The organism is Saccharicrinis fermentans DSM 9555 = JCM 21142 (assembly GCF_000517085.1).
Lineage (GTDB): Bacteria > Bacteroidota > Bacteroidia > Bacteroidales > Marinilabiliaceae > Saccharicrinis > Saccharicrinis fermentans.
This window is the reverse complement of record NZ_KI912107.1, coordinates 5,357,583-5,373,237: the sequence shown is the minus strand read 5'-3', so window position 1 is coordinate 5,373,237 and position 15,655 is coordinate 5,357,583. Positions and strand designations below refer to the sequence as shown.

Below are 15,655 nucleotides of genomic sequence, written 5' to 3'. Positions count from 1 at the left end.
CTAAAAACTATGCATCCCATGAAAACCATCTGTTTATATTTTCAGGTTCACCAGCCATTTCGTTTTCGTCGTTATCGTTTCTTTGACATTGGTAACGACCATTATTATTACGATGACTATTCAAACGAAAGCATTCTTAAAAAGGTATGCGAAAAAAGCTATTTACCAACCAACGAGATACTACTCAAATTGATTCATGAAAATAAGGGTAAATTTAAAGTAGCCTTTTCTTTGTCAGGGGTGGCTATGAAACAATTTCAACTCTACGCTCCCGAAGTCATTGAAAGTTTTCAGAAACTAGCTGCCACCGGTCAGGTAGAATTCCTGGCAGAGACCTATTGTCACTCACTGGTGGCTTTAAAAGATAAGAAAGAGTTTGCGCGTCAGGTTAAGATGCACGACGATGTCATCAAAGAATTATTTAACCAACAACCCAGTGTATTCAGAAACACCGAGCTAATTTACTCCGATGAAATGGGAAGTATGGTGAGCAAGATGGGCTATAAAGCAATGCTCACCGAAGGAGCCAAGCATGTGTTAGGATGGAAAAGTCCCAACTATCTATATTGCAACAGCATTAACCCCAAACTAAAAGTATTACTTAAAAACTTCGTACTCAGCGACGACATTGCCTTCCGTTTTGGAAACAGAGACTGGAGTGAATGGCCACTTACGCCCCAAAAATATACCCAATGGTTAAAAAACATTGAACCCAATGCCGAAGTAATTAATTTATTCATGGACTACGAAACATTTGGTGAGCATCAATGGAAAGAAACGGGTATTTTTGATTTTCTGGAAGGCTTACCCAAGGAGTTGCTTAAGGAACCCGGCTTCTCCTTTTCTACCCCTTCGGAGGTGGCTGACCACCTACAACCCGTATCGAGCATTAGCGTTCCTTACCCTATTTCGTGGGCTGATGAAGAACGCGACCTGACAGCTTGGCTTGGCAACGAGATGCAACAAGAAGCCTTTGACAAACTATATGCCTTGCTTCCTAAGATGGAAAAATGTGATGATCCAACCTTAAATGACGATTGGATCTATCTACAAACAAGCGACCACTTTTATTATATGTGCACCAAATATTTTTCCGACGGAGCAGTACATGCCTATTTCAACCCCTATGAATCCCCTTATCAGGCATTTATCAACTATATGAATATATTAAGTGATTTTAGCTTACGCCTGAATGCAGCTGTTCCTGAAAATTCAGAGGAAGAATCCATTTCACACCTAACGCATATTCTAAAAGAGAAAGAAGAAATGATTGCTAAACTGGAGGCACGGGTAAATAAACTAAGAACCAAAAAGAAAAAAAAACAATAGTACACCTTTAACTAGTGGCTGCAAGAAAACGACTGTTTTTTCTGTCTTTGATAAGAAACGAACATGAATTTTAGCATTCTAAAATACACACAGAAGAATGATTAAAATTCATCGGGAGTTCCATATGACCATTGAAAGACAAATTATAATCATATGAAAGCTTCAAAGACAAGGCTTTCAATATTTTTGAAACCAAGGAGTTTACTGATTGTAAATGACTGTTGCAAAAATGAGAATAACGCAGTATTTGGAGTTTTCTTGCAATGACTAACTAACAATCATTTTTTGTCAACTCTTAAATGTAAAAATGATGAGTATTAAAAAACAGTTTCTAAAAAGCAAGCCTGAATGCAAGGTAACCTTTAAGTTCGAGAAAAGAGCAGACCTAAGCCCTACAAGCGTTAAAGTTGTGGGTAATTTTAACGATTGGAACCAGCAAACCGACCCCATGAAGCAATTGAAATCGGGCGATCATACACAAACCATTTATCTGCCTAGCGGTTCACAAATACAATTTCGTTATCTGGTGAATGACAGTATATGGTTAAACGACCAAGACGCAGATAGCTTTATAGATGCAGGCATGGGCAATGCTGACAAAAACAGTGTGTTGCAATTATAATAGATTCATTTTAAATGAAAGAGATATATTACAACCAAAAACCTATACATACTAAGTAAAATTTAGTTTAGAAAATACCATGCCTACATAACAAGCGGCAATTTCTATTTTTTATACAGCATAAACCACAATTACTTTTTTATCTGATGTAAAAATGAGTAACAACTATTTAAAACCAGACTATGTTTTTGAAACAAGCTGGGAAGTATGCAATAAGATGGGCGGCATACATACCGTACTATCTACCAAAGCATTAACCTTAGTAGAGAAATTCGGTGATCATATGATTTTTATCGGTCCTGATTTTCTAGGCAGTGGAAAAAACAGGGAGTTTGAGGCCGACGACTCTCTGTTTCCTGAATGGAAAGAAATGCTAAAAAACGAAGGCCTGAGAGTCAGAACAGGGAGATGGAAAGTATTGGGAAGCCCCATTACGCTTCTTGTTGACTTTAGCACCTTCATTCCTCAAAAAAATGATATTCTTTCTCAATTTTGGGAACTATACAAAGTAGACTCACTATCGGGACAGTGGGATTATATTGAATCAATGCTATTTGGTTTTTCGGTGGGTAAAGTGATCGAAAGCTTTTATAAATGTCACCTCAATATCAATCATAAGGTAATCGCCCATTTTAATGAATGGATGACAGGAAGTGGTGCTCTTTATCTGAAGAACGGACTACCTCAGATAGGCACTATCTTCACAACCCACGCCACTGTTGTTGGTCGTTCATTGGCGGGTAATGGTGCACATTTATACGACGACCTGCTCACTTTCAATGCAGACCTCCTCTCTCATGACCTAGGTGTTGTGGCCAAACATTCTGTTGAAAAAAAATGTGCGGTAAATGTTGACTGTTTTACAACAGTATCAGACATTACCGCCCAAGAGTGTGCCCAATTCATGGAGCGAAAAGTTGACCTCATTACACCCAATGGTTTCGAAAACAATTTTGTTCCCACTGGAGAAGACTTTGATACCCAACGAACAAAAGCCCGCGAAAAATTAAAAAAAGTATCAGAAGCCTTACTTGGATATAAGCTGGCCGACGATGCACTTTTTATTACACATAGTGGCAGATACGAATACAGAAACAAAGGAATCGACATTTTTCTGGACGCATTACAACACCTGAACGAAAAAACAGATACATCCCGTGAAAAAGTCGTTTTCATTCTTATACCTGCCAACAACTATGGTGCACGTAAAGACCTAATGGCCAAACTCAATGATAACAGCACAGAAAAACTGGAGAATCCTTTTTTAACACATGGGCTTAACGATTTGGGCTACGACCCTATTATCAATAAATTACAAGACATTCATCTGAACAACGATCAGGAAGATAATATCAAGCTGATCTTTGTTCCGGCCTATCTCAATGGCAACGATGGCATTTTTAATCTATCCTATTACGACATCCTCATAGGAATGGATTTAACCGTATTTCCATCCTATTATGAACCTTGGGGCTACACTCCACTTGAAAGCCTCGCTTTTCACATTCCCACCATTACCACAAACCTGGCCGGGTTTGGAATATGGGTTACCCAATATTCCAGCAAAATAAACGAAGGAGTTGCCGTCATTGAACGCAACGATCATAATGACAAGGAGGCTGCCTTAAACATAGCGGAATCCATATGTGAATTTGCAGAAAAACCGGAAACGGAGATAAAGCAAATGCGACTAAAAGCGCAGAAAATCTCTTCTAAAGTAGAATGGCATACTTTCATAGATTACTATTTGCAATCTTACGATGTGGCACTGCATGCTGTTCAAAACCGTCAGGATCAGATAGGAGAAATTAAACAAGAAAAACGTATTCATGTAAAAGCTGAAAAATCATCATTACCCATTTGGAAAAGACTTTTCGTAAAGTCCAAACTACCAGAGAGAATTCAGCATCTACGTGACCTGTCTCAAAATCTATGGTGGACATGGAATTATCAGGCGACTGAATTATTTGAATCAATCGATAAGGAAATATGGATCAGCTGCGGTAAAGATCCCATCAAATTACTGGAACGTGTTAATTATGATTATTTGGTTGAGTTGGCTGAGACCACTGATTTTGTAGAAGAACTGGATAAAGTATACGCCATGTTCCGCAGCTATATGGATCGACCAGCACAAAGTGATCCATCCATTGCCTATTTTAGTATGGAGTATGGAATCAACGATGTTCTGAAAATATATTCGGGAGGTTTAGGTGTACTGGCCGGTGACTACCTTAAAGAAGCCAGCGATTCCAATGTGAATATGACTGCCATAGGTCTCCTGTATAAATATGGCTATTTTCGACAATCCCTAAGTGTTAATGGCGATCAACAAGCCAACTTCGACAAACAGGAATTTTCCAGTCTGCCTATCACCGAAGTCAAAAGCAAAGATGGTACTCCTTTAATATTGCATATGTCTGCGCCGGGACGAACTGTTCATGTGCGTGTTTGGCGGGCCGACGTGGGTAAAATACCATTATATCTGCTGGATACAGATCTAGATTCAAACAGCGAAGGCGATCGGCAGATTACCCACAGCCTGTATGGCGGCGATTGGGAGAACAGATTAAAACAAGAAATATTGCTGGGCATGGGTGGCATTCAGCTTCTGGATACTTTAGGTATAACAACCAACCTGTTTCATTGTAACGAAGGACATGCAGCCCTGATCAATATTTCACGATTAATGAAATATGTCAACGCGGAGTATTCCTTCTATGAAGCACTAGAGTTAGTCAGAGCCTCTTCATTATTCACAACACATACTCCTGTTCCTGCCGGTCATGATAAATTTGATGAAGATTTAATCCGCGTATATTTCCGTCATATCCCAGAAAGACTTCAGATTTCATGGGAAGAGTTTATGGCTCTAGGAAAAGAAAATCCGGAAGATGAGCATGAGAAATTCTCCATGAGCGTGTTGGCCGTAAAAACATCACAACAAATCAATGGAGTAAGCTGGCTGCATGGCGAGGTGTCCAGAAAAATGTTTGGAGGTCTATGGAAAGGGTTCTTTCCTGAAGAGGTACCCATTGGCCACGTAACCAATGGTGTCCACTTTGGCACCTGGACATCCAGTGATTGGCAAAGACTGTATGAAGATAAGTTCGACCCTGCCTTTAAATCTGACCTATCCAATAAAGACTACTGGCGCCAGATACAGCATGTACCCGACGAAGATATTTGGAAAGTGAGAACCGGCCTTCGTACCAAACTGATGGACTTTGTTAAAAACAGGATGGAAAAAAACATGGCAAACAGCCATTCCGACCCCTCCCATATACTGGAGGTACTGGATTCCATTGACAACAACGCCTTAACCATTGGCTTTGCCCGCCGCTTTGCCACCTACAAAAGAGCACACCTTTTATTTACCGATGAAAAACGTTTATCAGAGATTGTCAACAACCCGGAAAAACCGGTACAGTTTATCTTTGCTGGCAAGGCACACCCCGCTGACGGAGGTGGCCAAGCACTGATCAAACATATTGTGGAGATATCTCAAAAACCAGAGTTCCTGGGTAAGATTATTTTCCTTGAAAATTACGATATGGAATTGGCCAAAAGATTGGTGAGTGGAGTAGATATCTGGCTGAATACCCCTACCCGACCACTTGAAGCTTCGGGCACCAGTGGGGAAAAAGCCGAGATGAACGGAGTGCTTAACTTTAGCGTATTGGACGGATGGTGGTACGAAGGTTACCGAGAAGGTGCCGGATGGGCCCTGTCTGACAAACGAATCTATGACGACCAAAACTTTCAGGATGAGTTGGATGCTGCCACCATTTACAGCATACTTGAGAATGAAATTATTCCTTCTTTTTATAATAAGAACGAATATGGCGTCTCCACCGAATGGATTCGATACATAAAAAATTCCATCTCAGAAATTGCGCCAACATATACTACCAAACGTATGATGGATGATTACATGGAGCGTTTCTATTTAAAAATGGACAGTAAGCTGAAACAACTGGTAGCAGATGACTGTATGAAGGTGCATGACATTACCAACTGGAAACGTAGAGTTAAATCCAGCTGGAACGAAGTTGAAGTGGTAAAGGTTGAAATGCCTGATATATATGCACGCGAATTGGGTATTGGCGAGACTTATCAAATTAACATGGTCATTGATTTAAAAGCACTGGAAGGCATCGATTTGTCGGTGCAGGCCATCTTTGCAGACATCAACGATGATGGTAGTGCCAGAATGCTAAACCTGGAGCAATTTGTACTGGAAAAAACAGAAGGCTCAAAACTGTACTACTCTCTGAATCACAAACTGAATATACCTGGGGTATACAATTTTGGCATTCGTATGTTTCCTGTCTATAAAGATTTGTCCGTTGAAACGGATATGTGCTGTGTAAGATGGATTTAAAACAATAAGAGACTTAACTAAAACATTACCGGGCAAAGATAGAGAGGCTCTTTAAGGGCACTCTCTGACCCGGTAATTATTATTGAAAAAAGTTATGTATGCTTCTTATTTTTAAGATTTCTTTTTTAATGCACCCGAATGGGCGGAATGCGCTCCATCACAAAGGCCGTACGTGCCGGTATATATAATTTTAATTGAAACTGATTGTTATTAAATGGCATACGTTGTGCGTAATATATCAGGGATTCATCCACATTTCCAAACCCACCAAAATCAGGATTATCTGTACTTAAAATAATCTTATACTTTCCAGCATCGGTAAAAATACCATAATCTGTATATGAATTCGTGGGTGAAAAATTAAATACGAAGTAAAAATCACCTCTTTTAAAACACATCACCTGGTCTGCCTCATTAATATTTACGCCATAACAAGGTTGGTTGTTCACCAGGTAAGCAGACTTGGCTTTGTCAATCATCGCCTTATCAAAGTTAGATAAGAATTTAAATTTCAGATTTGGATTCTCCATCAAACTCCATTGACGGCGGGCATATTTATGCGACCAGCCATTTCCTTCACGGGGAAAATCAATCCACTCGGGATGGCCAAATTCATTACCCATAAAATTCAAATATCCACCATAAGCTGTTGCCAAAGTCACCAATCGAATCATCTTATGCAAGGCCAGCCCCCGATCAATTATTAAGCTCTCGGAAGCCAGATCCATTTTATCATACATTTCTTTATCTACCAGACGAAAAAAAATAGTCTTATCTCCCACCAAAGCCTGGTCATGAGATTCGGCATAGGCAATCGTTTTTTCTCCGAAACGATGCTGTGATAATTCGTGAAACATTTGACCCACATTCCAATGCTCGTCACTCTTTTCCTTAATCATCTTAATCCAAAAATCAGGAACGCCCATTGATAAGCGATAATTAAAACCGACACCACCATGCTCAATGGTATCAGCCAATCCAGGCATACCACTCATATCTTCCGCTATGGTGATTGCGTGGGGATTGATATGGTGAATCAACTGGTTAGCCATGGTCAGATAAGTAATGGCATCCATATCTTCTGTTCCATTATAATAATCAGCATAAGACGAAAAGGAGTATTCCAAACCATGATGAACATACAACATACTGGTTACCCCATCAAAACGAAATCCATCAAAATGAAATTCCTCCATCCAATAACGACAGTTGGAAAGCAAAAATTGAAGCACTTCGGTTTTGCCGTAATTAAAACACTTGCTGTCCCAAGCCGGATGCTCTCCTTTTGCTCCATCATGAAAATACTGATATACAGTACCATCAAAGCGTCCCAGCCCTTCTACTTCATTTTTTACAGCATGCGAATGCACCATATCCATAATTACGGCTATCCCATTTTTATGCGCCTCATTAATTAAATCCTTCAGTTCCTCCGGTGTTCCAAAACGTGAAGACACGGCAAAAAAATTAGACACATGATAACCGAAGCTACCATAGTATGGATGTTCTTGAATAGCCATCAGCTGGATGGTGGTATACCCGGCCTTGATGATTCTTGGCAACACATGACTTTTAAATTCAGAATACGAACTCACTTTTTCATCTTCAGATGACATACCTACATGTCCTTCGTATATCAACAGGGGGTTAATCTGTGGCTTAAATCCCTCATCCTCCCATTGAAATTCATTTTCCACATGCCAAACCTGCGCACTAAATATTTTCGTCTGCGGATCCTGAACCACACGCTGCACATACGATGGCAAACGCAAACCATCTCCACCTTCCCAAAACACATGAAGTTTAAACAAATCACCATGCTTGAGCACCGACTTGGAAATATAAATTTCCCAATTGCCATTATCCTTCTTTATAAACTGGTATCTATCATTGCATTTCCATTGACTAAAATCACCCGTTAAAAATATTTTTGTAGCATTAGGTGCCCACTCTCTAAGTCGGTAAGCATCCCCTTCGTCGTGCAAACCATAGTAATCGAACCCAGCAGCCATATGATACAAGTCGCCGAATATATCATGAATATAATTAAGTTTATTCTGATAATGGGATATCCTGGCTCGAATAGACTCTTCAAACGGTTGTAACCAAGGATCGTTTTTAACAAAAACTGGTGTCTCCATATTAATAAAGTTAGATGTCCTTTGTTATTTTTGAAATGGATGTGAACATACGGAAAGTCTTTTCATCATTTAGGTAATGGCTGATAGCACTAATATAACAACAGTATTTGGCATACCACCTATAAATTAAAAAAATTTGATGGTTTATTAAGCTCTATTTTTGTTTTGAGAATTGTAACTTTGTCATGGTTTACTGAAATTTTTTCATACCTCGATGTCCCAAGGGGGCAAAGAATACTAATTTACAGATGGTTAGCAAACCACCTTAGTTAAAATAAATTATTAGATATGGACTTACAGCATATAAAACAGCGCTTTGGGATAATTGGAAATTCATTTGGATTAAACCGTGCCATTGACATTGCTGTGCAAGTGGCTCCTACCGATTTATCTGTTTTAATAACTGGGGAAAGCGGAACCGGTAAAGAGGTCTTTCCAAAAATAATTCATCAATTTAGTGCCCGCAAACACGGTCCTTACATAGCCGTCAACTGCGGTGCCATACCAGAAGGAACCATTGACTCCGAACTCTTTGGTCACGAAAAAGGGGCATTTACAGGAGCTATGTCTGACAGAAAAGGTTATTTCGAAGAAGCGGACAACGGCACTATTTTTCTGGATGAGATAGGAGAGTTACCCCTATCGACCCAGGTTCGACTATTGCGGGTATTGGAAGCAGGTGAGTTTATGAAGGTTGGCTCATCTAAAGTATTAAAAACCAATGTTCGTGTGGTTGCTGCCACCAATGTAATGATGGAAAAAGCGACCCGCGAAGGTAAGTTCCGCGAAGATTTATTTTATCGTTTAAGTAGTGTGCCCATCAGCATTCCTCCCCTGAGAGAAAGAGCTGATGACATATACCTACTCTTCCGCAAGTTTGCCCACGATTTTGCAGATCGCTACCGAATGCCTGCCATTAAACTACAGCCCGAAGCACGGGAAATTATTAAGCGATACCGCTGGCCCGGAAACATCCGTCAGCTAAAAAATATTACCGAACAGGTTTCTGTCATTGAAGAAAACAGAGAAATTACAGGAGATACCATGCGCAATTACATTCCGTACAGTAGTGGCGATCATTTGCCTGCTGTCATGGATCCCCATAAAAGCAATGATAGTTCTTTTGCCAACGAAAGAGAAATACTTTATAAAGTACTGTTCGATATGAAAAAAGATATGGGTGATTTAAAGAAATTGGTTCTTGAAGTAATACAGCAGGATGGCACCATTAATGTTCAAGGAGAACATGCCCATATCATACAAAAACTATACGATCAGGATACTGATTTTGGCCATAGCAGACCACCTAAACAAGAAGCTCCGGTGATCATAAAAAAAGGGACTTCACCCAACAACATCCACCATGGCATTGAAGATACCGAGGAGTTCGTTGAGGAATCCTTATCTCTGGAAGACAAAGAAATAGAACTGATAAAAAAAGCATTGGATAAATATAATGGCAAACGTAAATATGCGGCACAAGAATTGGGTATATCTGAACGAACCCTTTACCGTAAAATAAAAGAATATAACATTACCAATTAAACATGATAAAGCAGGCAGTTAACAATACACAAATTGATAGGCCTGCTTTAAAACAAGACTTAGCATTTTTCTGAATATTGCTTATAAGACGATGATGATGATGAATAAATTATGGATATATCTGGCTCTGATAATAGGGCTCTCAGCCTGTTCTGTCAGGCTCACACTAAACGGAGCCTCGGTACCCGACAACCTAAAAACATTTACTGTTCAGTACTTTGAAAACAGGGCTCCTTTGATTAACCCCATACTGAGCCAAACCTTCACTGAGGCTTTGAAGGACAGAATCACCAATGAATCCAGACTGGTATTGGAATCGCAAAACGGAGACATCGATTTCTCCGGAGAAATCACCGGTTATAGCATCAAACCAATGGCTATTCAGGCGGATGCTATTTCGGCAGAGACACGGCTTACCGTAACAGTAAAAGTTAGATATAGAAACTTCAAAAGCCCCAAAGATAACTGGGAATCACAATTCAAAGCCTATGAAGATTACTCCAGCGAGCAAAACATCAACGACGTCGAAGAGGAGTTGGTTACATTGATTGTAGAACAAATAACAGAAGACATCTTTAATAAAGCATTTTCTGACTGGTAGCAAATAATAATAAGGAGTGAGCAAATAATATATTCATATATAGTGGCTGCAAGAAAACGACTATTTTTTCTGTCTTTGATAAGAAAGCTTCAAAGACAAGGCTTTCGATATTTTTGAAACCAAGGAGTTTACTGATGGTAAATGACTGTTTCAAAAATGAGAATAACGCAGTATTTGGAGTTTTCTTGCAAAGACTATATACCATAAGATTCTTGGTTCTCCTATGGTTGAATTAAATTTTCTTGCTAAATCCATCCTGTCATATTCAAATAGACAGTGATAACCGAATGATAGCATTAGAACATGAACAAAACACAGTTTGGTGACATATTAAAACAACCGGAATCCTTGAACAAAGATACCCTTCGAGGAATCAAGGAAATTATTGATGAGTATCCTTTTTTTCAAATTGGCAGGATGCTTTGGTTAAAAAACCTTCACAAGCTGGATAATATAAAATACAACAGTGAATTGAAAAATTCGGCGGCTTATATTCCCGACCGAAGCAAGCTATTTCAGCTAATCAATGCAATTGGCCAAACCGTTTCGGAAACAAAACAAGCAGAAACAGTAGAAAATAAAATGATTCCGGAGGTCGTAGAACATGACAGCTCTAAAGAAGCCGAGGAACACTCTAAAGACAAACAATCATCACTAACCCTTACCGATAATTACCTAAATGCATCCGATGATTTTTCGGATGACGATGGAACCATCTATAATTTTGCAGCAAAGCAAAAGGTACCAGCCGAAGAAAAAAACGAAGTTCAAGACATTGTTCTACCTGCGGCTGACCTATTGGACTATGAGATGTCCTCTTCATCGGGCTATACCTTACCGAGTATAGAAGAAGTCAAAGACGTTCATTCAGAAGACAACCGCTCTTTTTCAGATTGGTTACACATCATGCATTACTCATCCCCACCTAAAAAAACCGAAGAACCTGAGCGCAAAAACAAAGGGATGGAATTAATTGACAACTTCTTAAATTCCAATCCACAAATAGTTCCTGACCCGGCCAAAAAACCCAAAGAAGTAGATCTGGCCGAGAAAAGCACCCACACACAGGATGACATTTTAACAGAAACATTGGCGAAAATACATATCAAACAGGGACACAAAAACAAAGCGATTGCAATTTTCGAAAAATTACGCTTGAAATATCCTGAAAAAAGTGTTTACTTTGCACGTCGAATTAAAGAGTTAAAAGAAAATTAAAAATTAAATAATAATAAGATATGTATCCAGTTGTATCTGTACTAGTAATTGTTGTAAGTATATTATTAATACTTATTGTTTTGGTTCAAGATTCTAAAGGGGGTGGTTTAGCTTCCAACTTTTCTGCATCAAACCAAATTATGGGAGTAAGAAAAACTACCGACTTTTTAGGAAAAGCAACTTGGTATTTAGCAGGTGGACTTTTGGTTTTGTCATTGATAGCAGTATCGGTTATTGAAAAACCAGGTGTTGCTTCCGGCGATACTGAGCTTGATGAGAAACTAAATCAATTGGCTCCAGTACAATCAGAATTACCTAGCTTTCCTGCCGCAGGTACTGATGCAAGCACAGACGAAAATAGCGGTTCTGAAGAGTAAGACAGTATTCGCTTTTAAAATATTTAAGTGTCGGCATATAAAAATATGCCGACACTTTTTTTTTACTTGCCATAGCAAATACGATGGCACTCCATTTCCTCCCTCAATAACAATAAACTTCATCTAGTATTTTTTATTCTGTTGTGATCCTCCATGTTTTCATAACGAAGAAACAACACATATGCCGCGTTAAAATGTCACTACCTACATATCCTGTCAGCCCTTGTCAGGGTGATTATGAAATAATGTCAGCATGAAACTGCAAAATAGGCTCAAAACTCACTTGGCACAGTTTATGGAAAACACAACTCGCAATAAAAACAGTTTAACTTTTAAATCATTTAAAATATGTCACAAGTACAAGGAAAGATTCTAGCCGGAAAAATTTTGGTTAAGCCTCAGGCGGCAGAAACAAAAACAGCAAGTGGAATCATTATTCCTGATTCGGCTAAAGAAAAGCCTCTACAAGGTGAGGTAGTTTTAGTAGGTGCTGAAAAAGCAGATGAGAAGATGGAAGTAGCCGTAGGCGATGTTGTTCTTTACGGTAAATATGCCGGAACAGAATTAAATGTTGACGGTACGGATTATCTTTTAATTTCTCAATCAGACGTATTATTCATTAAATAATTAAGTAACAGTTAAAGCTTAAAACAAGATGGCTAAAGAAATTAAGTTCAATATTGAAGCTCGCGACCTTTTAAAAGACGGAATCGACCAGCTTGCAAATGCAGTAAAAGTAACCTTAGGACCTAAGGGAAGAAATGTAATTATCGACAAAAAATTCGGTGCTCCAGCAATCACCAAAGATGGTGTTACTGTAGCTAAAGAAATAGAGTTAAAAGACCCTTATGCCAATATGGGTGCCCAAATGGTGAAGGAAGTGGCCTCAAAAACAGCTGACAATGCTGGTGATGGAACAACTACAGCTACCGTTTTAGCACAATCCATCGTAGGTGTAGGATTGAAAAACGTAACCGCTGGTGCCAATCCTATGGAACTAAAAGCGGGAATCGATAAAGCTGTTAAAGCTGTTAAAGAAAGCATTGCTGCTCAGTCGCAAGAAATTGGTGACCACATTGAGAAAATAGAGCAAGTGGCTAAAATTTCAGCTAACAACGATGCCGAGATTGGTCATTTGATTGCTGAGGCAATGAAAAAAGTAGGTCAAGAAGGTGTCATCACTGTTGAAGAAGCAAAAGGTATCGAAACGACTGTTGAAGTAGTTGAGGGTATGCAGTTCGATAGAGGATATATCTCTCCTTACTTTGTTACCAACACCGAAAAAATGGCCGCCGAGTTGGAGAATCCTTATATCTTGATTCACGACAAAAAGATATCTACCATGAAGGATCTTTTACCTGTACTTGAAGCTACCGCTCAAACAGGTCGTCCTTTATTGATCATTGCCGAAGATATTGATGGAGAAGCCCTTGCCACATTGGTAGTAAACAGACTTCGCGGATCGTTAAAAGTAGCTGCTGTAAAAGCTCCTGGCTTTGGCGACCGAAGAAAAGAAATGCTTCAGGACATTGCCATCTTAACCAACGGCACTTTAATCACCGAAGAAGTGGGCTTATCTCTTGAACAAGCTACCTTAGAAATGTTAGGGGAAGCTGAAAAAGCTACTTTAGACAAAGAAAATACCACTATTGTTAATGGTGCAGGTGCTAAAGAAGTTATTGAAGAAAGAACTGAGCAAATCAAATCACAAATTGCTAACACAACTTCGGACTACGACAAAGAAAAACTACAAGAACGTTTGGCTAAATTAGCTGGTGGTGTAGCTGTATTATATGTGGGTGCTGCTTCAGAAATGGAAATGAAAGAGAAAAAAGACCGTGTGGATGACGCCTTAAGCGCAACACGTGCTGCTGTTGAAGAAGGAATCGTTCCTGGAGGTGGCGTTGCTCTTATTCGTGGTATCGCAGCATTGGAAAATATCAAAGGTGATACTGAAGATGAAAATACAGGTATCGAAATCGTTAAAAGAGCCATCGAAGAACCATTACGTCAAATTGTTGCCAACGCTGGTAAAGAAGGTGCCGTAATTGTTCAAAAAGTTAAAGAAGGTGAAGGTGACTATGGTTACAATGCACGTATCCATGAATACCAAAACTTCTTTGCTAGTGGTGTGATTGACCCTGCAAAAGTAACACGTATTGCACTTGAAAATGCTGCTTCTATCGCTGGTATGTTCTTAACTACTGAGTGTGTGATTATAGATGAAAAAGAAGACGAGCCTGCTATGCCAGCCGGAGGAATGGGCGGAATGGGCGGAGGTATGCCCGGAATGATGTAAATCTTTTTTAGATGGAGATACAAGACTTATAGAAGTCTGCAACCAGATAGAGCCGATGCTAAAATGCATCGGCTTTTTTATTCTAATGGAAGCAAGTGACTGGCATCCACTATCCCAGTTCTCCCCTCCTGAATTTCTCGATCATCTCACCGGCAATACTCCTCTCCGAAGGATGACTAGGCAAGTCATGGCGATGATACCATCCGGCTTCTAAAATTTCATGATTATCCACTTGTATCTTTTGCCCCTCCACTGCCTCCGCCACAAAACCCATCATCATTGACCCCGAAAAAGGCCATGGCTGACTTTTGTAATAACGAATATTTTTCACCGCTATTCCCACCTCTTCACGTACTTCACGCACAACAGTCTCCTCTATGGACTCTCCTATATCAACATACCCGGCCACCAAAGAATAAAATCCTTCAGGGAATTGTGCTCCTCTGGCCAGTAATAATGTATCATGACTGATAATTGCAACAATAATAGCAGGTGCTATAATAGGGTATTCAATACGCTTACAAGAGGGACAAGCAATCGCTCTTTCTTCAACAGAAGGAATGGTAGCAGCTCCACACTTCCCACAATATCTATGATCTCCATACCAGTTCTTCAACTGTAAGGCCACACTGCTCAGCCAATCTAATTCCACACTGTCAAAAGGATGACGAAAGTGAATCTCATGATAGACAAATTCAGCTTCACACACATCTGGACTATCCCATATTAAAAAACAATGCTTTCCATCTATCGCAAATAAATACACCGACTTGCCCACTTCAATATCTAAATGCTTTCGTTGAGGAATTGCTAAACCTTCATGATTGCGTTTCATCAGCAAAGCATTGCCCTTAAAACAAAAAACATAATCATTCGCGTTTAATGTTAACCCGGCCACAAAACCATTCTCAAACCGATGTGGATAAATATCTTGAATCATCGTTTCTCTTTCTCTTTAAGTAAAACAAAATCTGTCTCTTAACAGTTTTTATCGAAGAATTATGCCCGCTAATGAAGGCATACCTAATGATATATACATAAATGCAAAAGTAAGCTATTTATAATAATAGAGAATATTAAAAAACAATAACATTGTTGGCTCTCCGTTAAATACTGCTTAAAAACAGCTACTATAATTA

Annotated in this window: 11 protein-coding genes; 9 read left to right on the top strand and 2 right to left on the bottom strand. The window is 39.3% G+C overall.

The features are described from left to right. Positions 1-18 precede the first annotated feature (18 nt). The 3 genes from CYTFE_RS27695 (at position 19) to glgP (ending at position 6,335) form a co-directional block, all read left to right on the top strand. Positions 19-1,329, top strand: coding sequence for a glycoside hydrolase family 57 protein (locus tag CYTFE_RS27695; RefSeq protein WP_044213128.1), 1,311 nt, complete (start codon positions 19-21; stop codon positions 1,327-1,329). Between the two features lie 307 nt (positions 1,330-1,636). Next, positions 1,637-1,951: an isoamylase early set domain-containing protein gene (locus tag CYTFE_RS0122090; protein WP_200871358.1), complete on the top strand. Its 315-nt coding sequence runs from the start codon at positions 1,637-1,639 to the stop codon at positions 1,949-1,951. A 154-nt stretch (positions 1,952-2,105) separates the two neighbouring features. Beyond that, complete coding sequence (gene glgP / locus CYTFE_RS0122085) at positions 2,106-6,335, top strand: alpha-glucan family phosphorylase (protein WP_044262998.1); 4,230 nt, start codon at positions 2,106-2,108, stop codon at positions 6,333-6,335. Between the two features lie 125 nt (positions 6,336-6,460). Here the strand turns inward: glgP and CYTFE_RS0122080 are convergent, their stop codons facing one another. Next, positions 6,461-8,476, bottom strand: coding sequence for an alpha-amylase family glycosyl hydrolase (locus CYTFE_RS0122080; protein WP_027473599.1), 2,016 nt, complete (start codon positions 8,474-8,476; stop codon positions 6,461-6,463). Between the two features lie 288 nt (positions 8,477-8,764). On the opposite strand from CYTFE_RS0122080, the gene CYTFE_RS0122075 reads away from it, so the two are divergent. The 6 genes from CYTFE_RS0122075 (at position 8,765) to groL (ending at position 14,516) form a co-directional block, all read left to right on the top strand. After that, entirely contained in the window at positions 8,765-10,021 is a 1,257-nt protein-coding gene (locus CYTFE_RS0122075; RefSeq protein ID WP_027473598.1) for a sigma-54 interaction domain-containing protein, read from the top strand. A 97-nt stretch (positions 10,022-10,118) separates the two neighbouring features. Further along, on the top strand, positions 10,119-10,622 hold the full coding sequence (locus CYTFE_RS0122070; protein WP_235208220.1) for an LptE family protein: 504 nt from the start codon (positions 10,119-10,121) through the stop codon (positions 10,620-10,622). A 303-nt stretch (positions 10,623-10,925) separates the two neighbouring features. Continuing rightward, a complete protein-coding gene (locus CYTFE_RS0122065; protein WP_027473596.1) occupies positions 10,926-11,840 on the top strand; it encodes a tetratricopeptide repeat protein in 915 nt (304 codons plus the stop codon). Positions 11,841-11,860: 20 nt separating this feature from the next. Continuing rightward, positions 11,861-12,217, top strand: a complete 357-nt coding sequence (gene secG, locus CYTFE_RS0122060) for a preprotein translocase subunit SecG (RefSeq protein WP_027473595.1) — start codon at positions 11,861-11,863, stop codon at positions 12,215-12,217. 348 nt (positions 12,218-12,565) lie between these two features. Then, complete coding sequence (locus tag CYTFE_RS0122055; protein WP_027473594.1) at positions 12,566-12,844, top strand: co-chaperone GroES; 279 nt, start codon at positions 12,566-12,568, stop codon at positions 12,842-12,844. A 28-nt stretch (positions 12,845-12,872) separates the two neighbouring features. Beyond that, positions 12,873-14,516, top strand: coding sequence for a chaperonin GroEL (gene groL, locus CYTFE_RS0122050; protein WP_027473593.1), 1,644 nt, complete (start codon positions 12,873-12,875; stop codon positions 14,514-14,516). A gap of 109 nt (positions 14,517-14,625) precedes the next feature. Here the strand turns inward: groL and nudC are convergent, their stop codons facing one another. After that, positions 14,626-15,456: an NAD(+) diphosphatase gene (nudC, locus tag CYTFE_RS0122045; protein WP_027473592.1), complete on the bottom strand. Its 831-nt coding sequence runs from the start codon at positions 15,454-15,456 to the stop codon at positions 14,626-14,628. Positions 15,457-15,655 lie beyond the last annotated feature (199 nt).